Below are 22,153 nucleotides of genomic sequence, written 5' to 3'. Positions count from 1 at the left end.
ATATACGGCAGAATGAACTATGAAAATTATTATTCTTGGCGCTGGTCAGGTAGGCGGTACACTGGCGGAAAATCTGGCAGGTGAAAATAACGATATCACCGTCATCGACACTGATACCGTTCGTTTGCGTCAGCTCCAGGATAAATTTGATCTCCGGGTGGTTACAGGCTATGCCTCTCATCCACGTGTATTGCGTGAGGCGGGTGCGGAAGACGCGGATATGTTGGTCGCAGTAACGAATTCCGATGAAACTAATATGGTTGCGTGCCAGATTGCCTATTCACTTTTTAATACGCCAAACCGAATTGCGCGAATTAGATCGGCTGAATACATCCGTGAGTCCGAGCATTTATTTTTTCCCGAAGCCGTTCCTATTGACCATTTAATCTCACCTGAACAGCTGGTCATTGACAACATTTACAAGTTGATTGAATATCCCGGAGCACTTCAGGTTGTCAATTTTGCACAAGGCAAAGTCAGCATTGCCGCAGTAAATGCCTATTATGGCGGACCTTTGGTCGGCAATGCGTTGTCCTCTATTCGTGAACATATTCCCCATATCGAAACGCGGGTTGCAGCAATTTTCCGTCATGATCGCCCTATCCGTCCTCAAGGCTCTACTGTTATTGAAGCAGGTGACGAAGTCTTCTTTGTTGCCGCTTCACAACATATCCGGGCCGTGATGAGTGAATTACAACGACTGGAAAAGCCCTATAAACGAATTATGATTGTTGGGGGTGGGAATGTTGGTGCGGGTTTAGCTCAGCGATTAGAAAAAAACTATAACATCAAACTGATAGAACGAAACGCTGAGCGTGCTGCTGAACTGGCTGAGCTGTTGCAAGACACGATTGTTTTTCATGGTGATGCGTCAGATCAGGAGCTTCTTGCAGAGGAACATATTGAACAAATCGACGTCTTCATTGCGATAACCAACGATGATGAAGCCAATATTATGTCTGCAATGCTTGCAAAACGGATGGGTGCCAAGAAGGTCATGGTACTTATCCAACGCAGGGCTTATGTCGATTTAGTTCAAGGGAGCGTCATTGATGTTGCAATTTCACCACAACAGGCAACGATCTCGGCTTTACTCAGTCACGTCCGTAAAGCGGATATTGTCAGCGTATCCTCTCTTCGTAGAGGCGTAGCGGAAGCGATTGAAGCTATCGCGCATGGGGATGAAGGAACATCAAAAGTTGTCGGGCGGACGATTGAAGATATAAAACTTCCGCCTGGCACAACCATCGGTGCGATTGTTCGAGGCGATGATGTCATTATCGCAAAGGATAATACTCACATTGAGCAAGGCGACCATGTCATCATGTTTTTAACAGACAAGAAGTTCGTACCGGATGTAGAACGCTTATTCCAACCAAGTCCGTTCTTTTTGTAATTTCTGAATACGCCTTTTTATACAAATTTTGGGTAATGTGGAAAATATTAAACTATTGGTTAAAATTAATTAGTCTTTTGTCAAGGGGAGTGGTTATGAGCATTATCAAAGAATTCCGCGAATTTGCCATGCGGGGAAATGTTGTCGATTTGGCGGTTGGCGTTATCATTGGTACCGCCTTCAGTAAAATTGTTTCGTCATTGGTTTCAGATATCATCATGCCCCCGTTAGGATTACTGATCGGCGGTGTGGATTTCAAACAATTCAGCTTAGTATTACGTGGCGCCCAAGGGGATGTACCCCCAGTAATTATGCATTACGGCGTCTTTATTCAAAATATTTTTGATTTTATCATTGTCGCTTTTGCTATTTTTATGGCGATCAAACTCATGAATAAAATGCGTCGTAAACAGGAACAGGCTCCAGCAACACCGCCCAAGCTGAGTGCGGAAGAGAAATTATTAACTGAAATTCGCGATCTGTTAAAAGATCAACAACAGCCTAAACTATAAGCTGATGAAAGAAACGATTTATAGAATACGTCGTGGTGCAACGACGCGCTCATATTCATATCCAGGCCTGTAGTAAAACCATCAGAAAACAAAAAAACCAGCGGTAAATAATCATTCGATTTCTTACCGCTGGACTCCCAGTTTCCCATCTTGGCATGTTTATCTTTTCTGCGATAACTGCCCTTACCTTTAACATTAACTTCCACTCTTTGGCGAAACATTGGGTCATACAGTAAAGCTTCGATAGCATTATCATGGATCTTTCCTCGTTTATGACAATAGGTAGTCATAATTACTCCTCAAAATTAGAATAATAGAAATAGGGCATGGTGGGTATAGTGAATAACCTTGGATTAAAACAGTCAGAATTGATAATTCATTATGTCACTTAAAATCTTTTTTTCAGCGATGATCCATATTTACCGTGCAAAAAATCTGTATTGATGCCCTTTTGCCGTAACCTCAATTCAAGCATACGTAAACGCTGCGACATTTCTTGATATCCTGGCGCCTCTTGAGAAATACTTTCCAGCATATCGGCTAACGCTAATGCCTCTTTACGTTCTTGCAGTTCAACCGGAAGACACCCGGCATTCTTGAGCAAGCGATAAGCCACTCTGAGCTCTTGAGGAACACGACTATCATCATCCAAAACCAACGGACGTCCATAACCGGGAAGGTTATCAAAGGCACCATCCTGTTTAGCACGAGCAATATGGCGTTCAACCAGCTCATCAATCAACCACATTACACAACCTCTATACGGCCAGATCTAGCTTCACAGATTAAGCTTATTTCAGACATAAAAAAACCGGGTTTCCCCGGTTTTTTTATGCTATTACAGATTACTCTGCGGTAGCGACTTCTTCTGTCGGAGAAGCTGAACGATCAACGAGCTCGATGTATGCCATCGGCGCATTGTCGCCTGCACGGAAGCCGCACTTAAGAATACGTGTGTAACCACCAGCACGGCTCGCGAAACGCGGGCCCAGTTCATTAAACAGTTTTGCCACGATCTCGTTATCACGAGTACGGGCGAATGCCAGACGACGATTAGCAACACTGTCGGTCTTGGCAAGAGTAATCAGCGGTTCAACAACACGGCGCAGCTCTTTTGCTTTCGGCAGGGTCGTCTTGATAATCTCATGACGAACCAAAGAACTAGCCATGTTACGGAACATAGCCTGACGATGGCTGCTGTTACGGTTCAGTTGACGACCACTCTTACGATGGCGCATGACCTTATCCTTCTCAGTAAAACCTTAACCTGTGATCTGGTTACTCATCAGCAATGCTTGCCGGTGGCCAATTTTCCAGGCGCATGCCCAGAGATAAGCCGCGGGAAGCCAGTACGTCTTTAATCTCAGTAAGAGATTTTTTACCCAAGTTAGGCGTTTTGAGTAGCTCAACCTCGGTACGCTGTACCAGATCACCGATGTAGTGGATAGCTTCTGCCTTCAGGCAGTTAGCAGAGCGGACAGTCAATTCCAGATCGTCAACAGGGCGCAGCAGGATCGGATCGAATTCTGGTTTTTCTTCTTTAACTTCTGGCTGACGAACATCACGTAAGTCAACAAAAGCTTCAAGTTGTTCAGCCAGAATGGTTGCCGCGCGGCGGATCGCCTCTTCAGGATCGATCGTGCCATTGGTTTCCATTTCGATGACCAGCTTATCCAAGTCAGTACGCTGTTCTACGCGAGCTGCTTCAACATTATAGGCAATACGCTCTACAGGGCTGTAGCAAGCATCGACTAACAGACGACCAATCGGGCGCTCATCTTCTTCCGTATGAATACGGGCAGACGCCGGCACATAACCACGACCACGCTGAACCTTAATACGCATGCTGATCGCAGCGTTCTCATCAGTCAGATGGCAGATCAAATGCTGTGGCTTGACGATTTCGACATCACCATCATGGACGATGTCGGCTGCAGTCACAGGGCCAATGCCAGATTTATTCAGGGTAAGAATAACATCATCTTTGCCTTGAACTCTCACCGCCAGCCCTTTCAGGTTGAGCAGGATTTCCAGGATATCTTCCTGTACGCCTTCTTTGGTGCTGTACTCATGCAGTACACCATCAATCTCAACCTCGGTCACCGCGCAACCTGGCATGGATGAAAGCAGAATACGGCGCAGTGCGTTGCCGAGAGTATGGCCGAAGCCCCGCTCTAACGGCTCAAGGGTCACCTTGGCGTGCGTCGAACTCACTTGCTCGATATCAACCAGGCGCGGTTTTAGAAACTCTGTCACAGAACCCTGCATTGTGTCCTCTCTTTGGTACTAAGCTTTACTTGGAGTAAAGCTCGACGATCAGGTGTTCATTAATGTCCGCAGACAGATCGGTACGTTCAGGAATACGCTTGAACACACCTTCCATCTTGGCAGCATCAACTTCCAGCCAAGTTGGCTTTTCACGCTGTTCAGCCAACTCCAAAGCGGCTTTAACGCGAGATTGCTTTTTAGCTTTCTCACGGATGCTGACTACGTCATTCGGGGATACCTGATAAGAAGCGATGCTAACAACGCGTCCGTTTACCATAATAGCTTTATGGCTGACCAACTGACGTGCTTCTGCACGAGTGGCGCCAAAACCCATACGATAAACGACGTTATCCAAACGCCCTTCCAGTAATTGCAACAGGTTTGCACCAGTGTTGCCTTTCAGACGTGCTGCTTCTTTATAATAGTTACGGAACTGGCGTTCCAGAACACCGTAAGTACGGCGAACTTTTTGCTTTTCACGCAACTGCACACCATAGTCAGACAGACGCGGTTTACGCGCACCATGCTGGCCGGGAGCTTGTTCAATTTTACACTTGGTATCGATCGCACGAACACCAGACTTCAGAAACAGGTCGGTGCCTTCACGACGGCTCAGCTTGAGCTTAGGACCCAAATATCTTGCCATTTTCTTTCTCCAACAATCCTAAAAGCGGCGTTATACGCGGCGCTTTTTCGGCGGACGACAACCGTTATGAGGGATCGGAGTCACATCAGTAATATTAGTGATGCGGAAACCAGCCGCGTTCAATGCGCGGATAGTAGACTCACGGCCCGGACCAGGTCCTTTAACCATAACTTCCAGGTTCTTGATACCGTATTCTTTCACTGCTTCAGCACAGCGCTCTGCTGCAACTTGAGCGGCGAACGGAGTGGATTTACGAGAACCACGGAAACCGGAACCACCGGCAGTTGCCCAACCCAGCGCATTACCCTGACGATCCGTTATGGTAACGATGGTGTTGTTGAAAGAAGCATGGATATGAGCCACACCGTCAGAGACTTGCTTTCTTACACGCTTGCGTGCACGAATAGGTGCCTTTGCCATTATTCAATCACCCCGATTATTTCTTGATCGGTTTGCGCGGACCCTTACGGGTACGGGCGTTAGTCTTGGTACGCTGACCGCGAACCGGCAGACCACGACGATGACGCAAACCACGATAAGTACCAAGATCCATAAGACGCTTGATGCTCAGGGTAACTTCACGACGCAGATCGCCTTCGACAACAAACTTGGCAACTTCGTCACGCAGCTTATCGATTTGCTCTTCAGACAGCTCACTGATCTTAACATCTTCAGCAATTCCCGTAGCAGCACAAATAGCCTGCGAACGAGTCTTACCAATACCGTAGATCGCAGTTAATGCGATAACAGTATGTTTATGATCAGGAATGTTAATGCCTGCTATACGGGCCACTATGCACTCCTACAATTTTATACAGCAATACCATTCTGAAAAGCCCGTTTTCAGGATACTCAAATAGTATTGCGGTTACATACAAAAGATTGGCTGGCTAATCTAGCCAGCTCAACCCAACTTTGCAAGAAAAATATGCGAGATAATCAGCCCTGACGCTGTTTATGCTTCGGTTCGGCACTGCAGATCACACGAACGACACCGTTACGCTTAACAATCTTACAGTTACGACATAATTTCTTGACAGAAGCACGAACTTTCATTTTTACTCTCCGTAACTTCTCAAGCTCACCCGATTAACGGTTATAGCCTTTCAGGTTTGCTTTCTTCAATGCAGACTCGTATTGACTCGACATCATCAGAGTTTGCACTTGAGCCATAAAGTCCATGATGACAACGACAACGATCAATAATGACGTGCCACCAAAATAGAAAGGCACTTTCATTGCGTCGCGCATGAACTCCGGGATCAGGCAGATAAAAGTAATATACATCGCACCGACCAAAGTCAGACGAGTCATTACTTTATCGATATATTTAGCCGTTTGCTCTCCCGGACGAATTCCTGGCACGAATGCACCGGACTTCTTCAGGTTATCTGCTGTTTCACGCGGGTTGAAAACCAACGCCGTATAAAAGAAACAGAAGAAGATGATTGCAGACGCATAGAGTAGCACATAAAGCGGTTGTCCGGGCTGTAAATACAGCGAAATCGTAGTCAGCCAGTTCCAACCGGTACCGCCCCCAAACCAAGATGCTATCGTGGCTGGGAACAGAATAATGCTGGAAGCAAAAATAGCCGGAATTACCCCCGCCATGTTCACTTTCAACGGTAAATGCGTACTCTGTGCTGCATAAACACGACGACCTTGTTGACGCTTGGCATAGTTAACAACAATACGACGTTGACCACGCTCAATGAAAACAACGAAGAAGGTTACTGCAAACACTAAAACTGCAACCAACAGCAACAGGAGGAAGTGCAAGTCGCCTTGCCGCGCTTGCTCGATGGTATGACCAATGGCCGGCGGTAAACCCGCAACAATACCAGCGAAGATTATGATCGAGATACCGTTGCCGATACCACGCTCCGTAATCTGTTCACCCAACCACATCAGAAACATTGTCCCGGTGACCAGGCTCACAACAGCGGTAAAGTAGAACGCAAACCCTGGATTTAACACCAAGCCCTGCATTCCAGGCATATTCGGTAAACCGGTAGCAATACCGATTGACTGAAATATTGCCAATACCAGAGTGCCGTAACGGGTGTACTGGCTAATCTTACGACGGCCAGCTTCCCCTTCTTTCTTTATTTCAGCCAACGCTGGATGAACCACCGTTAACAGTTGGATAATAATAGACGCCGAAATGTACGGCATGATACCCAGAGCAAAGATAGAAGCACGGCTGAGAGCACCACCAGAGAACATGTTGAACATTTCAATGATGGTGCCTCGCTGCTGTTCAAGCAATTTGGCAAGCACAGTGGCATCAATACCAGGAATTGGGATAAAAGAGCCAATACGGAAAACAATCAGCGCACCGATAACAAACAATAGTCTGCGCTTCAGTTCGCCAACTCCGCCTTTAGCACTTTGAAAATCTAATCCTGGTTGTTTGGCCATCTGCTACTTATTCCTCAATTTTACCGCCAGCAGTTTCGATAGCAGCACGAGCGCCTTTAGTGACACGCAGACCACGAATCGTTACCGGACGAGCAACTTCACCAGACAGAATCACTTTCGCGAATTCGATCTGAATGCCAATAACATTAGCGGCTTTCAGCGTATTCAGGTCAACGATGTCGCCTTCTACTTTAGCCAGATCGGACAGACGAACTTCTGCCGTAATCATTGCCTTGCGAGAAGTAAAACCGAATTTCGGCAGACGACGGTATAACGGCATCTGACCACCTTCAAAACCGCGACGTACGCCACCGCCAGAACGAGACTTCTGACCTTTGTGACCACGACCGCCAGTTTTGCCCAGGCCAGAACCAATACCACGACCTAAACGCTTCGGTGCATGTTTAGCACCTTCGGCCGGAGACAGAGTATTCAAGCGCATCTGTTACTCCTCCACTTTAACCATATAGGAAACCACGTTGACCATACCACGAACGGCAGGAGTATCCTCACGTTCAACGGTATGCCCAATACGGCGCAGACCCAGGCCAAGCAGTGTTGCCTTATGTTTCGGCAAACGACCGATTGCACTACGGGTTTGAGTTATTTTAATAGTCTTTGCCATGGTTAATTACCCCAGAATTTCTTCAACGGATTTACCACGCTTGGCAGCGACCATTTCCGGGGACTTCATATTTGCCAGACCATCAATCGTTGCACGAACCACGTTAATCGGGTTAGTGGAACCATAGGCCTTAGCCAATACGTTGTGAACCCCTGCGACTTCAAGGACGGCGCGCATTGCACCACCGGCAATAATACCGGTACCTTCAGAAGCCGGCTGCATGAACACACGAGAACCCGTGTGAGCACCTTTAACCGGGTGCTGCAGGGTGCCGTTGTTCAGCGCGACATTCATCATATTGCGACGGGCTTTTTCCATCGCTTTCTGGATTGCTGCCGGAACTTCGCGTGCTTTTCCGTAGCCAAAACCAACGCGGCCATTACCATCACCCACTACAGTCAGCGCGGTGAAGCTAAAAATACGACCACCTTTAACGGTTTTAGATACGCGATTTACCGCGATCAGCTTTTCCTGCAGTTCGCCAGCTTGTTTCTCGATGTGAGCCATCTTACACCTCTACCTTAGAACTGAAGGCCAGCTTCACGAGCAGCATCTGCCAGTGCCTGGACTCGACCATGATATTGGAAACCGGAACGGTCAAAGGATACGTCTTTAATCCCTTTTTCCAATGCGCGTTCAGCAATAGCTTTACCTACTGCGGTTGCTGCATCTTTATTACCGGTATACTTCAGTTGCTCAGCGATAGCTTTTTCTACAGTAGAAGCGGCTACCAGGACTTCAGAACCGTTCGGTGCGATGACCTGCGCATAAATATGGCGCGGGGTACGATGTACCACCAGACGCGTCGCACCCAGTTCCTGGAGTTTGCGGCGTGCGCGGGTCGCACGACGGATACGAGCTGCTTTCTTATCCATAGTGTTACCTTACTTCTTCTTAGCCTCTTTGGTACGCACGACTTCGTCGGCGTAACGGACACCCTTGCCTTTATACGGCTCAGGACGACGGTAGGCGCGTAATTCCGCAGCGACCTGACCAATAACCTGCTTATCAGCACCTTTCAGTACGATTTCAGTCTGGCTCGGACATTCAGCAGTAATACCTGCCGGCAGTGCGTGATCAACCGGGTGAGAGAACCCAAGAGACAGGTTCACTACGTTGCCTTTAACGGCAGCACGGTAACCAACACCAACCAGTTGCAGCTTCTTGGTGAAGCCTTCGGTAACACCTATAACCATTGCGTTCAACAGAGCGCGGGTAGTGCCCGCCTGGGCCCATCCGTCAACGAAACCCTCGCGCGGAGCGAAAGTCAGAACGTTGTCAGCCTGCTTAACTTCAACAGCATCATGGATCTTACGACTCAGCTCGCCGTTTTTACCCTTAATCGAAACATCCTGACCGTTGAGTTTTACCTCTACGCCGGCAGGAATGACGACGGGTGCTTTTGCAACACGAGACATTCTTTCCTCCCGATTAAGCTACGTAGCAGATAATCTCGCCACCAAGACCTGCCTGGCGAGCTGCACGATCAGTCATAACACCTTTAGAGGTAGAAACAACCGCGATACCTAAACCAGCCATGACTTTCGGCAGCTCATCTTTTCTTTTATAGATGCGCAGACCTGGACGGCTTACTCGCTGAATGCTTTCTACCACTGCCTTGCCCTGGAAATATTTAAGTTCTAATTCCAGAACCGGCTTGGCGTCGCCTTCGATTTTAAAATCTTCAATGTAACCTTCTTCCTTCAGCACGTTGGCAATTGCCACTTTCAGCTTGGAAGAAGGCATGGTGACCGCAACTTTGTTCGCGGCTTGACCGTTACGGATACGGGTCAGCATATCCGCGATCGGATCTTGCATGCTCATCTGTCTTTACTCCCGTGATTCAATTGGTGACAATTACCAGCTAGCCTTTTTCAGACCCGGAATTTCACCGCGCATAGCGGCTTCACGGACCTTGATACGGCTCAACCCGAACTTCCGCAGGAAAGCATGCGGACGACCAGTTTGGCGGCAGCGATTACGCTGACGAGACGGGCTGGAATCACGCGGCAGAGTCTGCAGCTTAAGAACCGCATCCCAACGTTCTTCGTCGGATGTGTTCACACCAGAGATAATAGCTTTTAATTCCTCGCGTTTAGCGCGGTATTTATCAGCCAGTTTCACACGAACAACTTCGCGTGCTTTCATGGATTGCTTAGCCATTAGTAACCCTACCTTACTTGCGGAACGGGAAGTTAAAAGCGGCCAACAGCGCACGGCCTTCATCATCGGATTTCGCAGTAGTGGTAATGGTAATATCCAAACCACGAACGCGATCGACTTTGTCATAGTCGATTTCCGGGAAGATGATCTGCTCACGCACACCCATGCTGTAATTACCACGACCATCGAATGACTTGGCGGGCAAGCCACGGAAGTCACGGATACGCGGTACAGCAATGGTAATCAGTCGCTCAAGAAACTCCCACATGCGTTCGCCACGCAGAGTTACTTTACAGCCGATCGGATAGCCCTGGCGGATTTTGAAGCCTGCAACAGATTTGCGTGCTTTGGTGATCAACGGTTTTTGACCGGAGATAGCTGCCAAGTCAGCTGCTGCATTATCCAGCAGTTTCTTGTCAGCGATTGCTTCACCAACACCCATGTTAAGGGTGATCTTCTCGACCCGAGGGACTTGCATGACAGAATTGTAGCTAAACTCAGTCATGAGTTTTTTAACTACTTCGTCTTTGTAGTAATCATGCAGTTTCGCCATCGTACTACTCCAAATTACTTGATAGTTTCGCTATTAGATTTAAAGAAACGGACTTTTTTACCGTCTTCAAATCTAAAGCCTACACGGTCAGCCTTACCAGTTGCCGCATTAAAGATTGCAACGTTAGAAACCTGAATTGCCGCTTCTTTTTCAACGATGCCGCCTGGTTGATTCAGGGCCGGAACCGGCTTCTGATGCTTTTTAACCAGATTGATACCTTCAACGATGACCTTACTAGCAGACAGGACATTTTTTACTTTACCGCGCTTACCTTTATCTTTGCCGGTCAACACGATAACTTCGTCATCACGACGGATTTTCGCTGCCATGATTCGCTCCTTAAAGTACTTCTGGTGCCAGAGAGATAATTTTCATGAACTTCTCATTGCGCAGTTCACGAGTTACCGGCCCAAAAATACGCGTACCGATAGGCTGTTCGCTGTTATTGTTTAAAATAACGCAAGCATTTCCATCGAAGCGAATGACAGAACCGTCCGGGCGACGAACACCCTTCTTGGTGCGCACCACTACCGCCTTCAGCACATCGCCTTTCTTCACCTTACCGCGGGGAATTGCTTCCTTGATGGTAATTTTGATGATGTCGCCGACGCCTGCGTAGCGACGGTGCGAGCCACCTAGAACCTTGATACACATTACGCGACGTGCACCGGAGTTATCGGCCACATTCAGCATAGTCTGTTCTTGGATCATTTTAGTGCTCCGCTAATGTCAACTACTACTTTAGGACCCATGATAGGCCATTAAAATGCCCCATAATTAAGGGCGCAGCATTATAACACCGCTTCCTGATTATGGGTAGAAAAAATAAACGGCCCAATTACTGAGCCGTTTATCATATCGAGAAGAGCGCTACTGTATTACAGAATAGCTCTCTCTACAACGCGAACCAGCGTCCAGGACTTGGTTTTGGACAGCGGACGGCATTCGCGGATTTCAACCACGTCGCCGATACCACATTCGTTGTTCTCGTCGTGTACGTGCAGCTTAGTCGTACGCTTGATGAATTTACCGTAAAGCGGGTGTTTCACGAAACGCTCAATGGCAACGACCATGGATTTCTCCATTTTGTCGCTAACGACTCGGCCTTGCAGAGTACGGATTTTATCGGTCATTACGCACCCGCCTTCTCAGTCAGTAAAGTCTTAACACGTGCAACATTACGACGCACTTGTTTCAACAGGTGAGTTTGTTGCAGCTGACCACTTGCCGCCTGCATGCGCAGATTAAATTGCTCGCGCAGCAGTTCGAGCAGCTCAGTGTTCAGCTCTTCAACGCTCTTTTCACGCAGCTCTTGTGCTTTCATTACATCACCGTCTTAGTTACAAAGGTGGTTTTGATCGGCAGTTTCGCTGCTGCCAGTTGGAATGCCTCACGGGCTAACTCTTCCGGCACACCGTCCATTTCGTACAGGACTTTACCTGGCTGAATCAAGGCAACCCAATACTCAACGTTACCTTTACCTTTACCCATACGGACTTCAAGCGGTTTTTCGGTAATAGGTTTGTCCGGGAATACACGGATCCAGATCTTACCTTGACGCTTAACAGCACGGGTCATGGCACGACGTGCAGCTTCGATTTGACGAGCAGTCAGGCGACCGCGGCCAACAGCTTTCAGACCGAAAGTGCCGAAGCTAACATCCGTACCGGCAGCCAGACCGCGGTTGCGGCCTTTGTGCATCTTACGGAATTTTGTACGCTTTGGTTGTAACATCAGCGACTCTCCTTACTTGCGGCCTTTACGCTGCTGCTTTTTAGGTTGAGCAGCCGGTTTCTCCGGTTGTTCAACGGCAGCCATACCACCCAGGATCTCACCTTTAAAGATCCACACTTTTACACCGATAACACCATAAGTGGTGTGCGCTTCGGAAGTGTTGTAATCGATATCCGCACGCAACGTGTGCAACGGAACACGACCTTCACGATACCATTCGGTACGCGCGATTTCAGCGCCGCCCAGACGGCCGCTTACTTCAACTTTAATACCTTTAGCGCCCAGACGCATGGCGTTCTGTACCGCACGCTTCATCGCACGACGGAACATCACACGACGCTCCAGCTGAGAAGTGATGCTGTCAGCAACCAGTTTTGCGTCCAGTTCAGGTTTACGAACTTCTGCGATATTGATCTGTGCAGGTACGCCAGCGATATCCGCTACGACTTTGCGCAGTTTTTCAACATCTTCACCTTTCTTACCGATAACGATGCCTGGGCGAGCAGTGTGAATAGTCACACGAATGCTTTTAGCCGGACGTTCGATAACGATACGAGAAACGGAAGCCTTCTCCAGTTCCTTCGTGAGGTATTTACGAACTTTAAAGTCGCTGTCCAGGTTGTCAGCGAATTCTTTGGTATTCGCATACCAGGTAGAGTTCCAAGGTTTGACAATACCCAGTCGAATACCATTAGGATGTACTTTCTGACCCATTGCTAGTCTCCAGAGTCTCAGCGATCGGACACAACCACAGTAATGTGGCTGGTACGCTTCAGGATGCGATCCGCACGACCTTTGGCACGCGGCATAATGCGCTTCATGCTTGGGCCTTCGTCAACGAAGATTTTCGCAACTTTCAGATCATCAATGTCAGCGCCATCGTTGTGCTCTGCGTTAGCAATGGCAGACTCCAGCACTTTTTTAACCAGACCAGCAGCTTTTTTGTTGGTGTAGGTCAGAATATCCAGAGCTTGCGACACTTTCTTACCGCGAATCAGGTCAGCCACCAGGCGAACCTTTTGAGCAGAAGAACGAGCGTGGCGATGTTTAGCGATAGTTTCCATCTCTTCCTCCTACCTTAGCGCTTTTTAGCCTTTTTATCGGCCGCATGGCCGCGATAAGTACGAGTCGGCGCGAATTCACCCAGTTTATGACCGACCATTTCATCGGAAACAAACACCGGAACGTGCTGACGACCATTATGGACAGCGATGGTCAAACCGATCATGTTTGGAAAGATCGTTGAACGACGGGACCAAGTGCGCAAAGGCTTCTTGTCACCGCTTTCCACCGCTTTCTCTACCTTCTTCAGCAAGTGCAGGTCAATGAATGGACCTTTCTTGAGAGAACGTGGCATGGTTTATCCTCTAAGATTATTTAGTACGGCGACGCACGATAAATTTATCAGTACGCTTGTTGCTGCGGGTCTTCTTACCTTTAGTCTGAATGCCCCACGGAGTAACCGGGTGCTTACCAAAGTTACGACCTTCACCACCACCGTGCGGGTGGTCCACCGGGTTCATCGCCGTACCGCGAACGGTAGGACGAACACCACGCCAGCGTGCAGCGCCCGCTTTACCCAGAACGCGCAGCATATGCTCAGCGTTACCTACTTCGCCCAGCGTAGCGCGACAGTCAGATTCGACTTTACGCATTTCGCCGGAACGCAGGCGCAGGGTCACGTAGGAACCGTCACGAGCAACGATCTGAACGTAGGCACCGGCGGAACGAGCCAGTTGGCCGCCCTTACCTGGTTTCATTTCTACGTTATGAACCGTTGAACCGACAGGGATGTTACGCATCGGCAAGGTGTTACCGGTTTTAATTGCAGCATCAACGCCAGATTGAATCTGGTCACCTGCTTTCAGGCCTTTCGGCGCCAGGATGTAACGGCGTTCGCCGTCCTTGTACAGAACCAGCGCGATGTTCGCGGAACGGTTCGGATCATACTCCAGACGCTCAACAACAGCAGGAATACCATCTTTATTGCGTTTGAAGTCAATCAGACGATATTGCTGTTTATGACCACCACCGATATGACGGGTAGTGATGCGGCCATTGTTGTTACGGCCACCGGATTTGCTGTTCTTTTCCAGCAACGGGGCATAAGGTTTGCCCTTGTGCAGCTCAGGGTTAACCACTTTAACAACGTGGCGACGACCCGGAGATGTCGGTTTACATTTAACAATTGCCATTGTTCTTTATTCCTCCGACTTACTCTGCGCCGCCGATGAAGTCCAGATTCTGGCCTTCTTTCAGGGTGACGTAAGCTTTTTTCCAGTCGCTACGACGACCGATACGCTGTCCATGACGTTTCACTTTTCCTTTAACTACCAGGGTGCGAACATCATTGACTTCGACTTCAAACAGTTTCTGCACAGCAGCTTTGATTTCTGCTTTAGTCGCGTCTTTAGCAACTTTGAGCACGATGGTGTTGTTCTTTTCCATCGCAGTAGACGCTTTTTCAGAAACGTGCGGCGCGCGCAATACTTTCAGCAGACGTTCTTCACGGATCATGCCAGCATCTCCTCAACTTGCTTAACAGCATCAGCAGTCATGACGACTTTGTCGAAGGCGATCAGGCTAACTGGGTCGATTCCTGCTACATCGCGCACGTCAACCTTGTATAGGTTACGAGCAGCCAGGAACAGGTTCTCATCTAGTTCACCAGTGATGATCAGCACATCTTCCAGAGCCATGTCTTTCAGTTTCTGTGCCAGCAGCTTGGTTTTCGGTGCCTCTACAGAAAACTTCTCGACAACAACCAGACGATCTTGACGCACCAGTTCAGACAGGATGCTTTTCAGCGCGCCGCGATACATCTTTTTGTTAACTTTCTGACTGTGGTCCTGAGGCTTCGCAGCAAAGGTCACACCACCAGAACGCCAGATCGGGCTCTTGATAGAACCAGAACGCGCACGGCCAGTACCTTTCTGACGCCACGGCTTTTTACCGGAACCGGTTACTTCGGCACGGGTCTTCTGAGCGCGAGTCCCTTGACGGGCACCTGCTGCGTAAGCAACAACAACCTGGTGTACCAGCGCTTCGTTGAAATCACGACCGAAGGTAGTTTCGGAAACAGTCAGCGCGCTTTGCGCGTCTTTCAATACTAATTCCATTGCTATCTCCTCACGCCTTCACAGCTGGTTTAACGATCAGGTCGCTACCGGTTGCACCCGGAACCGCACCCTTAACCAGCAGCAGGTTGCGCTCAGCGTCAACACGCACTACGTCCAGGCTCTGAACGGTTACACGTTCGTTACCCAGTTGGCCTGCCATTTTCTTGCCTTTAAACACCTTGCCCGGAGTCTGGTTCTGACCGATAGAACCCGGAACGCGGTGAGACAAAGAGTTACCGTGGGTAGCGTCCTGGGTACGGAAGTTCCAGCGCTTAACTGTGCCGGCAAAACCTTTACCCTTAGATGTACCAGTAACGTCTACTTTTTTAACGTCTGCGAAAATTTCAACACTAATGCTCTGACCTACAGAGAACTCTTCGCCTTCACACAGGCGGAATTCACGCAGGATACGGCCGGCTTCAACACCAGCTTTAGCAAAGTGACCTGCTTCTGGCTTGGTAACGCGATTTGCTTTTTTAGCACCGGTTGTTACCTGTACAGCGCGGTAACCATCGTTAACCAGGTCTTTTACCTGAGTGACGCGGTTTGCTTCAATTTCGATAACCGTTACGGGGATAGATACGCCATCTTCAGTGAAGATACGAGTCATGCCCACTTTTTTACCGACTAAACCAATCATTGTTTCAACCTCTCAATCGCTCAATGACCTGATTAACCCAGGCTGATCTGCACGTCTACACCGGCAGCCAGATCCAGACGCATCAGAGCATCAACGGTTTTCTCAGTTGGCTCAACGATGTCAACCAGACGCTTGTGAGTGCGAATTTCGTACTGATCGCGCGCATCTTTATTCACGTGCGGAGAAATCAGAACGGTAAAGCGCTCTTTGCGGGTCGGCAGCGGGATCGGACCACGGACTTGCGCACCAGTGCGCTTGGCAGTCTCGACGATTTCCGCAGTTGATTGATCGATCAGACGATGATCAAACGCTTTCAGGCGGATACGGATTCTTTGGTTCTGCATGAGACCAGAGCTCCAATTATTTATAAACGTAAATAATTACTCCTCACACCCATTTCGATTGATGGGGGAGTGTAATCGTCGGTACATAACCCCCATATCGGGAGTATTGTTTTAGCTAATTAATCAACTTAGCTTCTGATTTACTAGAAATCAGACTTACCCAGCTTTGGTAAGCTCGCGCATTATACGCAAATTGGTTCAGGAAGCAACAGAAAGGAGAAAATGATTTAAAATATAACTGGTCGGAACATAGCGATATGTCCGACCATGAGGTTTAATAATGAAAAGCAACTTATTACGCTTTAAGCTGACTCTGAAGATAGTTTTGTATTCCAAGACGGGATATCAGATCCAGCTCAGTCTCCAACCAGTCAATATGCCCTTCTTCATCAGCCAGGATTTCTATCAACATATCCCTGCTGACATAATCCTGCACAGAATCCGAGTAAGCGATGGCTTCTCGTAAGTCTCTGGCACCATCTAGTTCAAGTTGAAGGTCGGAACGAAAAATCTCCTCGACATCTTCCCCGATGTTAAGTTTCCCCAAGTCTTGCAGATTAGGAACACCTTCGAGAAAAAGAATTCGCTCTATATAGCGATCGGCGTGTTTCATTTCGTCAATGGACTCATGATACTCGTGATCGTTGAGACGGGTCAGCCCCCAGTTTTTAAACATTCGGGCATGTAGGAAATATTGGTTGATTGCTACCAGCTCATTGCCCAATAAGTTATTCAGATATGTAATGACTCTTTTATCGCCTTTCATGACACACTCCTCCGCTCCAGTTATTAAAAGTGTATAACCGGTGAGCAGAGAGAGTCAAAGAAAGACCTTACATTTTATGCTACTTCATACATATCAGGAACTTTGGCTTGTTCATCCTCAAAAATAATCTTCGCCTGTCTAATACATTTGCCACAATCCGTTCCAATAGGGACTAACTCACGCAACTGCTGCATAGACCGAGGTTGATGCTGACGAACCGCATTACGGATCGCTTTATCAGAGATGGCGTTACATAAGCAAACATACATACCAGACAACTCATTTTTCATGACCGGCTGTCCTGCCCGCCACTTTTGGAGCCACCGAAGTGACGATTTAAAATCGCTTCCTGCGATTTTTTAATCAATACTCCATTGTAAATAAGAATGGTTTTTATTTCAATTCACATTTAGATAAACAAGCATAAAAAAAGGCACCGAAGTGCCTTTTGGATAACTTTAGTGTTTCAGCGATCAAGCAATAACTTTGGCAACAACGCCCGCGCCGACAGTTCGACCGCCTTCACGGATGGCGAAACGCAGACCGTCATCCATCGCGATTGGCGCTATCAGGTTTACCACCATCTTGATGTTGTCCCCTGGCATTACCATCTCTACCCCTTCCGGCAGTTCGATGGTGCCGGTCACGTCAGTTGTTCGGAAGTAGAACTGCGGACGGTAGCCTTTGAAGAACGGCGTATGACGCCCCCCTTCATCTTTGCTCAGGATATACACTTCTGATTCAAACTGGGTGTGCGGCTTGATTGAACCCGGTTTAGCCAGTACCTGACCACGCTCTACGTCATCACGTTTAGTACCGCGCAACAGAACACCAACGTTCTCCCCTGCACGGCCTTCGTCCAGCAGTTTGCGGAACATTTCCACGCCGGTACAAGTGGTTTTCGTGGTGTCTTTGATGCCCACGATTTCAACTTCTTCACCCACTTTAACGATACCACGCTCTACACGACCGGTCACAACCGTGCCACGCCCGGAAATAGAGAACACGTCTTCGATCGGCAGTAGGAACGGCTTGTCAATCGCACGCTCCGGTTCTGGTATGTAGTTGTCCAGCGCTTCAGCCAGCTCGATGATTTTCGCTTCCCACTCTGCATCGCCTTCCAGCGCTTTCAGCGCGGAGCCGCGGATCACAGGCGTGTCGTCACCCGGGAAGTCGTATTGAGACAGCAGTTCGCGAACTTCCATCTCCACCAGTTCCAGCAGTTCTTCGTCATCAACCATGTCACATTTGTTCAGGAACACGATGATGAAAGGAACGCCTACCTGACGACCCAGCAGGATGTGCTCGCGCGTCTGCGGCATCGGGCCGTCAGTGGCGGCAACAACCAGGATCGCGCCGTCCATCTGGGCTGCGCCGGTGATCATGTTTTTCACGTAGTCGGCGTGCCCTGGGCAGTCAACGTGCGCGTAGTGACGGGTCGGGGTATCGTATTCAACGTGAGACGTGTTGATGGTGATACCACGGGCTTTTTCTTCCGGTGCATTATCGATCTGGTCGAATGCACGTGCGCTACCACCGTAGGTTTTAGCCAGAACGGTGGTGATAGCGGCGGTCAGCGTTGTTTTACCATGGTCAACGTGGCCGATAGTACCGACGTTAACGTGCGGTTTTGTACGTTCAAATTTTTCTTTAGACACGGCGATATTCCTTACTCTAATGCTCTCTCTAATGGAGAAGAGAGCACGGGATCAATGTGTTAAAACCCGGATTACTTACCACGGGCTTCAATAACGGCCTGAGCTACGTTGTTCGGCGCTTCAGCGTACTTCAAGAACTCCATGGAGTAAGAAGCACGGCCCTGAGTCTGCGAACGCAGATCGGTAGCATAACCAAACATTTCAGACAACGGAACCTGTGCACGAACAGTCTTGCCAGTTGCCGTATCTTCCATACCTTCGATAATACCGCGACGGCGGTTAAGGTCACCGATTACGTCACCCATATAATCTTCCGGCGTTTCAACTTCAACCTTCATAATCGGTTCAAGCAGAACGGGTTTTGCTTTCTTAAAGCCGTCTTTAAACGCCAGTGAAGCAGCCAGTTTGAACGCCAATTCAGAGGAATCGACGTCATGGTAAGAACCGAAGTGCAGACGCACTGCGATATCCACTACCGGATAACCCGCCAGAGGACCCGCTTTCAACTGTTCCTGAATACCTTTATCAACGGCAGGGATATATTCACCAGGAATCACACCACCCTTGATGTCATTGGTAAAGGTGTAACCCGGACCACCTGGTTCCAGCGGAGACAAGTCGATCACCACGTGACCATACTGACCACGACCGCCGGACTGCTTCGCATGTTTACCTTCGATATCCTTGACGGTATCACGAATGGTTTCACGGTAGGCAACCTGGGGTTTACCGATGTTCGCTTCAACGTTGAATTCGCGCTTCATACGGTCAACGATGATTTCCAGATGAAGCTCACCCATACCTGCGATGATCGTCTGGTTGGATTCTTCGTCAGTCCATACTCGGAAAGACGGGTCTTCTTTCGCCAGACGTCCCAAAGCCAAACCCATTTTTTCCTGATCGGCTTTGGTTTTTGGTTCAACTGCGATGGAGATCACCGGCTCTGGGAACTCCATACGCTCCAGAATAATCGGAGAGTTTGGATCACACAGGGTATCACCCGTCGTTACGTCTTTCAGACCGATTGCCGCAGCAATGTCCCCTGCACGAACTTCTTTGATTTCTTCACGTTTGTTGGCGTGCATCTGAACAATACGTCCAAAACGCTCACGCGCGGCTTTCACCGAGTTCAGCACCGTATCACCTGAGTTCACCACGCCAGAGTACACGCGGAAGAAGGTCAGGTTACCCACAAACGGGTCGGTGGCAATTTTAAACGCCAATGCAGAGAACGGTTCTTTGTCGTCGGAGTGACGCTCAGCCGGGGTGTCTTTACCGTCGTCCAGGATACCTTTGATCGCAGGAACGTCGGTCGGCGCCGGCAGATATTCAACAACGGCATCCAGCATTGCCTGTACGCCTTTGTTCTTGAACGCAGAGCCACAGGTAACCAGAATGATTTCGTTGTTCAGCACACGCTGACGAAGAGCGGACTTGATCTCTTCCTCGGACAGTTCTTCACCGCCGAGATATTTTTCCATCAGCTCTTCGTTTGCTTCAGCCGCAGACTCAATGAGGTTCTGATGCCATTCTTCAGCCAGATCCTGCATTTCAGCCGGAATCTCTTCATAAATGAAGGTAACGCCCTGATCGGCGTCATTCCAGTTGATGGCTTTCATTTTCACCAAGTCGACAACGCCGGTGAAGCTGTCTTCCGCGCCGATAGCCAGCTGCAAAGGAACAGGATTCGCACCCAAACGGGTTTTGATCTGACTTACGACTTTCAGGAAGTTCGCGCCCATACGGTCCATTTTGTTAACGAACGCAATACGCGGAACTTTGTATTTGTTAGCCTGACGCCAGACCGTTTCAGACTGAGGCTGAACACCACCAACCGCGCAGTAAACCATTACTGCACCGTCGAGTACACGCATAGAACGCTCCACTTCGATAGTGAAGTCAACGTGTCCTGGGGTGTCGATGATGTTAACGCGGTGTGGCTCAAACTGTTTAGCCATACCAGACCAAAAAGCGGTAGTCGCAGCTGAGGTGATAGTGATACCACGCTCCTGCTCCTGCGCCATCCAGTCCATGGTGGCCGCGCCGTCATGAACTTCACCGATCTTATGGTTTACACCTGTGTAGAACAGAATACGCTCTGTAGTGGTGGTTTTACCGGCGTCGATGTGTGCACTGATACCGATATTACGGTAGCGTGCAATGGGTGTTGTACGAGCCATTTGTTTCCTCTATATCCTAGGGCGTTCAATTTAGTTAACACAAGCGGGCTGACTTTAAAGCGCCCGCCTGGTTAGCATAACTACAACGAAGGGATTACCAACGGTAGTGAGCGAACGCCTTGTTGGCCTCAGCCATACGGTGAACGTCTTCACGTTTCTTGACAGCAGTACCTTTGTTTTCTGCTGCATCAGAAAGTTCGTTCGCCAGGCGCAGAGCCATGGATTTATCACCGCGTTTACGAGCAGCTTCAACGATCCAACGCATTGCCAGAGCATTACGACGAACCGGACGGACTTCGACTGGAACCTGATAAGTAGAACCACCAACGCGGCGAGACTTAACTTCGACAGTCGGGCGCACGTTATCCAGAGCGACTTCAAAAGCTTCCAGATGGTCTTTACCAGAACGCTGAGCCAGGGTCTCCAGCGCGGTATAGACAATTGCTTCAGCAGTAGATTTTTTACCATCTACCATCAGGATGTTTACAAATTTAGCCAATAGTTCTGATCCAAACTTCGGATCTGGCAGAATTTTACGTTGACCAATAACGCGACGACGTGGCATGGAAATACTCCGTTGTTAATTCAGGATTGTCCAAAACTCTACGAGTTTAATTTGACATTTAAGTTAAAACGTTTGGCCTTACTTAACGGAGAACCATTAAGCCTTTGGCTTCTTCACACCGTACTTGGAACGGCCCTGCTTACGGTCTTTAACACCGGAGCAGTCCAGCGCGCCACGAACGGTATGGTAACGCACACCTGGCAGATCTTTCACACGACCGCCACGGATCAGGATCACGGAGTGTTCCTGCAGGTTATGACCTTCACCACCAATATAGGAAGTAACTTCAAAACCATTAGTTAAGCGAACACGGCATACTTTACGCAGCGCGGAGTTCGGTTTTTTCGGGGTGGTAGTATACACACGAGTGCATACGCCACGTTTTTGCGGGCAGGCTTCCAGCGCCGGAACGTTGCTTTTAGCAACCTTCAGGGAGCGCGGCTTGCGAACCAGCTGGTTAATTGTTGCCATTGAAAAGCTCCTGGTTTTTGCTTCGTAAACACGTAATAAATCGCCTCATACTTGCGCAGGGCACAATATGAGGACGCAGAATTTTAGGGCTG

Annotated in this window: 37 protein-coding genes and 1 pseudogene; 2 read left to right on the top strand and 36 right to left on the bottom strand. The window is 48.8% G+C overall.

Annotation, left to right across the window (positions count from 1 at the left end):
* Nucleotides 1-19: 19 nt before the first annotated feature.
* The gene (gene trkA / locus EH207_RS00800) at nt 20-1,396 is read left to right on the top strand and encodes a Trk system potassium transporter TrkA (protein ID WP_137712312.1); all 1,377 of its coding nucleotides are present in this window, start codon (nt 20-22) and stop codon (nt 1,394-1,396) included.
* A 95-nt stretch (nt 1,397-1,491) separates the two neighbouring features.
* Nucleotides 1,492-1,908: a large-conductance mechanosensitive channel protein MscL gene (gene mscL, locus EH207_RS00795; RefSeq protein ID WP_137712311.1), complete on the top strand. Its 417-nt coding sequence runs from the start codon at nt 1,492-1,494 to the stop codon at nt 1,906-1,908.
* An 86-nt stretch (nt 1,909-1,994) separates the two neighbouring features.
* On the opposite strand, the pseudogene EH207_RS18280 reads toward mscL, so the two are convergent.
* The 36 genes and pseudogenes from EH207_RS18280 to rpsL form a co-directional block, all read right to left on the bottom strand.
* Nucleotides 1,995-2,198, bottom strand: a pseudogene (locus tag EH207_RS18280) (alternative ribosome-rescue factor A); the annotation flags it as partial.
* A gap of 98 nt (nt 2,199-2,296) precedes the next feature.
* Complete coding sequence (locus EH207_RS00785) at nt 2,297-2,656, bottom strand: DnaJ family domain-containing protein (RefSeq protein WP_137712309.1); 360 nt, start codon at nt 2,654-2,656, stop codon at nt 2,297-2,299.
* A 97-nt stretch (nt 2,657-2,753) separates the two neighbouring features.
* Nucleotides 2,754-3,146 carry a 50S ribosomal protein L17 gene (rplQ, locus tag EH207_RS00780; protein ID WP_137712308.1) on the bottom strand — a complete coding sequence of 131 codons (393 nt, stop codon included), beginning with the start codon at nt 3,144-3,146 and terminating at the stop codon, nt 2,754-2,756.
* A gap of 40 nt (nt 3,147-3,186) precedes the next feature.
* Nucleotides 3,187-4,176 carry a DNA-directed RNA polymerase subunit alpha gene (locus EH207_RS00775; RefSeq protein ID WP_137712307.1) on the bottom strand — a complete coding sequence of 330 codons (990 nt, stop codon included), beginning with the start codon at nt 4,174-4,176 and terminating at the stop codon, nt 3,187-3,189.
* Between the two features lie 25 nt (nt 4,177-4,201).
* Nucleotides 4,202-4,822, bottom strand: a complete 621-nt coding sequence (gene rpsD / locus EH207_RS00770; RefSeq protein ID WP_137712306.1) for a 30S ribosomal protein S4 — start codon at nt 4,820-4,822, stop codon at nt 4,202-4,204.
* 30 nt (nt 4,823-4,852) lie between these two features.
* The gene (rpsK, locus tag EH207_RS00765) at nt 4,853-5,242 is read right to left on the bottom strand and encodes a 30S ribosomal protein S11 (protein WP_002919257.1); all 390 of its coding nucleotides are present in this window, start codon (nt 5,240-5,242) and stop codon (nt 4,853-4,855) included.
* Between the two features lie 16 nt (nt 5,243-5,258).
* Complete coding sequence (rpsM, locus tag EH207_RS00760; RefSeq protein WP_137712305.1) at nt 5,259-5,615, bottom strand: 30S ribosomal protein S13; 357 nt, start codon at nt 5,613-5,615, stop codon at nt 5,259-5,261.
* Nucleotides 5,616-5,761: 146 nt separating this feature from the next.
* Nucleotides 5,762-5,878 (bottom strand): 50S ribosomal protein L36, encoded by a 117-nt coding sequence (gene rpmJ, locus EH207_RS00755; protein WP_002227352.1) that lies wholly within the window; start codon nt 5,876-5,878, stop codon nt 5,762-5,764.
* A 33-nt stretch (nt 5,879-5,911) separates the two neighbouring features.
* A complete protein-coding gene (gene secY / locus EH207_RS00750) occupies nt 5,912-7,243 on the bottom strand; it encodes a preprotein translocase subunit SecY (protein WP_137712304.1) in 1,332 nt (443 codons plus the stop codon).
* Between the two features lie 7 nt (nt 7,244-7,250).
* Entirely contained in the window at nt 7,251-7,685 is a 435-nt protein-coding gene (rplO, locus tag EH207_RS00745; RefSeq protein ID WP_137712303.1) for a 50S ribosomal protein L15, read from the bottom strand.
* A gap of 3 nt (nt 7,686-7,688) precedes the next feature.
* A complete protein-coding gene (rpmD, locus tag EH207_RS00740; protein ID WP_137712302.1) occupies nt 7,689-7,868 on the bottom strand; it encodes a 50S ribosomal protein L30 in 180 nt (59 codons plus the stop codon).
* A gap of 6 nt (nt 7,869-7,874) precedes the next feature.
* A complete protein-coding gene (gene rpsE, locus EH207_RS00735; RefSeq protein WP_005970257.1) occupies nt 7,875-8,375 on the bottom strand; it encodes a 30S ribosomal protein S5 in 501 nt (166 codons plus the stop codon).
* Between the two features lie 14 nt (nt 8,376-8,389).
* A complete protein-coding gene (gene rplR / locus EH207_RS00730; protein WP_121576372.1) occupies nt 8,390-8,743 on the bottom strand; it encodes a 50S ribosomal protein L18 in 354 nt (117 codons plus the stop codon).
* Between the two features lie 9 nt (nt 8,744-8,752).
* Entirely contained in the window at nt 8,753-9,286 is a 534-nt protein-coding gene (gene rplF / locus EH207_RS00725) for a 50S ribosomal protein L6 (RefSeq protein WP_137712301.1), read from the bottom strand.
* Nucleotides 9,287-9,299: 13 nt separating this feature from the next.
* Nucleotides 9,300-9,692, bottom strand: a complete 393-nt coding sequence (gene rpsH, locus EH207_RS00720; protein WP_109491456.1) for a 30S ribosomal protein S8 — start codon at nt 9,690-9,692, stop codon at nt 9,300-9,302.
* A gap of 33 nt (nt 9,693-9,725) precedes the next feature.
* On the bottom strand, nt 9,726-10,031 hold the full coding sequence (rpsN, locus tag EH207_RS00715; RefSeq protein WP_137712300.1) for a 30S ribosomal protein S14: 306 nt from the start codon (nt 10,029-10,031) through the stop codon (nt 9,726-9,728).
* Between the two features lie 13 nt (nt 10,032-10,044).
* Entirely contained in the window at nt 10,045-10,584 is a 540-nt protein-coding gene (rplE, locus tag EH207_RS00710; RefSeq protein ID WP_137712299.1) for a 50S ribosomal protein L5, read from the bottom strand.
* Nucleotides 10,585-10,598: 14 nt separating this feature from the next.
* Nucleotides 10,599-10,913, bottom strand: a complete 315-nt coding sequence (rplX, locus tag EH207_RS00705) for a 50S ribosomal protein L24 (RefSeq protein WP_015841924.1) — start codon at nt 10,911-10,913, stop codon at nt 10,599-10,601.
* Nucleotides 10,914-10,923: 10 nt separating this feature from the next.
* A complete protein-coding gene (gene rplN, locus EH207_RS00700; protein ID WP_000613954.1) occupies nt 10,924-11,295 on the bottom strand; it encodes a 50S ribosomal protein L14 in 372 nt (123 codons plus the stop codon).
* Nucleotides 11,296-11,462: 167 nt separating this feature from the next.
* A complete protein-coding gene (rpsQ, locus tag EH207_RS00695; RefSeq protein ID WP_137712298.1) occupies nt 11,463-11,717 on the bottom strand; it encodes a 30S ribosomal protein S17 in 255 nt (84 codons plus the stop codon).
* Nucleotides 11,717-11,908: a 50S ribosomal protein L29 gene (rpmC, locus tag EH207_RS00690; RefSeq protein ID WP_048637248.1), complete on the bottom strand. Its 192-nt coding sequence runs from the start codon at nt 11,906-11,908 to the stop codon at nt 11,717-11,719. The genes rpsQ and rpmC overlap by 1 nt, the downstream gene beginning before the upstream one ends.
* The gene (rplP, locus tag EH207_RS00685; RefSeq protein WP_009111208.1) at nt 11,908-12,318 is read right to left on the bottom strand and encodes a 50S ribosomal protein L16; all 411 of its coding nucleotides are present in this window, start codon (nt 12,316-12,318) and stop codon (nt 11,908-11,910) included. Before rplP ends, rpmC begins: the two co-directional genes overlap by 1 nt.
* Nucleotides 12,319-12,330: 12 nt before the next feature.
* Nucleotides 12,331-13,032, bottom strand: a complete 702-nt coding sequence (rpsC, locus tag EH207_RS00680) for a 30S ribosomal protein S3 (protein ID WP_005970274.1) — start codon at nt 13,030-13,032, stop codon at nt 12,331-12,333.
* A 17-nt stretch (nt 13,033-13,049) separates the two neighbouring features.
* Nucleotides 13,050-13,382 (bottom strand): 50S ribosomal protein L22, encoded by a 333-nt coding sequence (gene rplV / locus EH207_RS00675; protein ID WP_012764045.1) that lies wholly within the window; start codon nt 13,380-13,382, stop codon nt 13,050-13,052.
* Between the two features lie 14 nt (nt 13,383-13,396).
* Nucleotides 13,397-13,675: a 30S ribosomal protein S19 gene (gene rpsS, locus EH207_RS00670; RefSeq protein WP_004929772.1), complete on the bottom strand. Its 279-nt coding sequence runs from the start codon at nt 13,673-13,675 to the stop codon at nt 13,397-13,399.
* Nucleotides 13,676-13,691: 16 nt separating this feature from the next.
* Nucleotides 13,692-14,513: a 50S ribosomal protein L2 gene (gene rplB / locus EH207_RS00665; RefSeq protein ID WP_137712297.1), complete on the bottom strand. Its 822-nt coding sequence runs from the start codon at nt 14,511-14,513 to the stop codon at nt 13,692-13,694.
* Nucleotides 14,514-14,532: 19 nt separating this feature from the next.
* On the bottom strand, nt 14,533-14,835 hold the full coding sequence (gene rplW / locus EH207_RS00660) for a 50S ribosomal protein L23 (protein ID WP_009111205.1): 303 nt from the start codon (nt 14,833-14,835) through the stop codon (nt 14,533-14,535).
* On the bottom strand, nt 14,832-15,437 hold the full coding sequence (gene rplD / locus EH207_RS00655) for a 50S ribosomal protein L4 (RefSeq protein ID WP_137712296.1): 606 nt from the start codon (nt 15,435-15,437) through the stop codon (nt 14,832-14,834). The genes rplW and rplD overlap by 4 nt, the downstream gene beginning before the upstream one ends.
* Nucleotides 15,438-15,447: 10 nt before the next feature.
* Complete coding sequence (gene rplC, locus EH207_RS00650; protein ID WP_137712295.1) at nt 15,448-16,077, bottom strand: 50S ribosomal protein L3; 630 nt, start codon at nt 16,075-16,077, stop codon at nt 15,448-15,450.
* Nucleotides 16,078-16,109: 32 nt separating this feature from the next.
* Nucleotides 16,110-16,421, bottom strand: coding sequence for a 30S ribosomal protein S10 (rpsJ, locus tag EH207_RS00645; RefSeq protein WP_001181005.1), 312 nt, complete (start codon nt 16,419-16,421; stop codon nt 16,110-16,112).
* A 295-nt stretch (nt 16,422-16,716) separates the two neighbouring features.
* Nucleotides 16,717-17,187 carry a bacterioferritin gene (gene bfr, locus EH207_RS00640; protein ID WP_137712294.1) on the bottom strand — a complete coding sequence of 157 codons (471 nt, stop codon included), beginning with the start codon at nt 17,185-17,187 and terminating at the stop codon, nt 16,717-16,719.
* Between the two features lie 74 nt (nt 17,188-17,261).
* Nucleotides 17,262-17,456, bottom strand: a complete 195-nt coding sequence (gene bfd / locus EH207_RS00635; RefSeq protein ID WP_137715217.1) for a bacterioferritin-associated ferredoxin — start codon at nt 17,454-17,456, stop codon at nt 17,262-17,264.
* A gap of 204 nt (nt 17,457-17,660) precedes the next feature.
* Nucleotides 17,661-18,845: an elongation factor Tu gene (gene tuf / locus EH207_RS00630; RefSeq protein WP_137712293.1), complete on the bottom strand. Its 1,185-nt coding sequence runs from the start codon at nt 18,843-18,845 to the stop codon at nt 17,661-17,663.
* Nucleotides 18,846-18,916: 71 nt separating this feature from the next.
* On the bottom strand, nt 18,917-21,025 hold the full coding sequence (gene fusA / locus EH207_RS00625; RefSeq protein WP_137712292.1) for an elongation factor G: 2,109 nt from the start codon (nt 21,023-21,025) through the stop codon (nt 18,917-18,919).
* A gap of 94 nt (nt 21,026-21,119) precedes the next feature.
* Nucleotides 21,120-21,590: a 30S ribosomal protein S7 gene (gene rpsG, locus EH207_RS00620; RefSeq protein ID WP_009111198.1), complete on the bottom strand. Its 471-nt coding sequence runs from the start codon at nt 21,588-21,590 to the stop codon at nt 21,120-21,122.
* Nucleotides 21,591-21,686: 96 nt separating this feature from the next.
* Entirely contained in the window at nt 21,687-22,061 is a 375-nt protein-coding gene (gene rpsL, locus EH207_RS00615) for a 30S ribosomal protein S12 (RefSeq protein WP_137712291.1), read from the bottom strand.
* Between the last annotated feature and the right edge of the window lie 92 nt (nt 22,062-22,153).

Source organism: Brenneria rubrifaciens (assembly GCF_005484945.1).
GTDB lineage: Bacteria > Pseudomonadota > Gammaproteobacteria > Enterobacterales > Enterobacteriaceae > Brenneria > Brenneria rubrifaciens.
The sequence above is the reverse complement of the archived record's forward strand: the minus strand, read 5'-3'. Positions and strand labels throughout refer to the sequence as shown.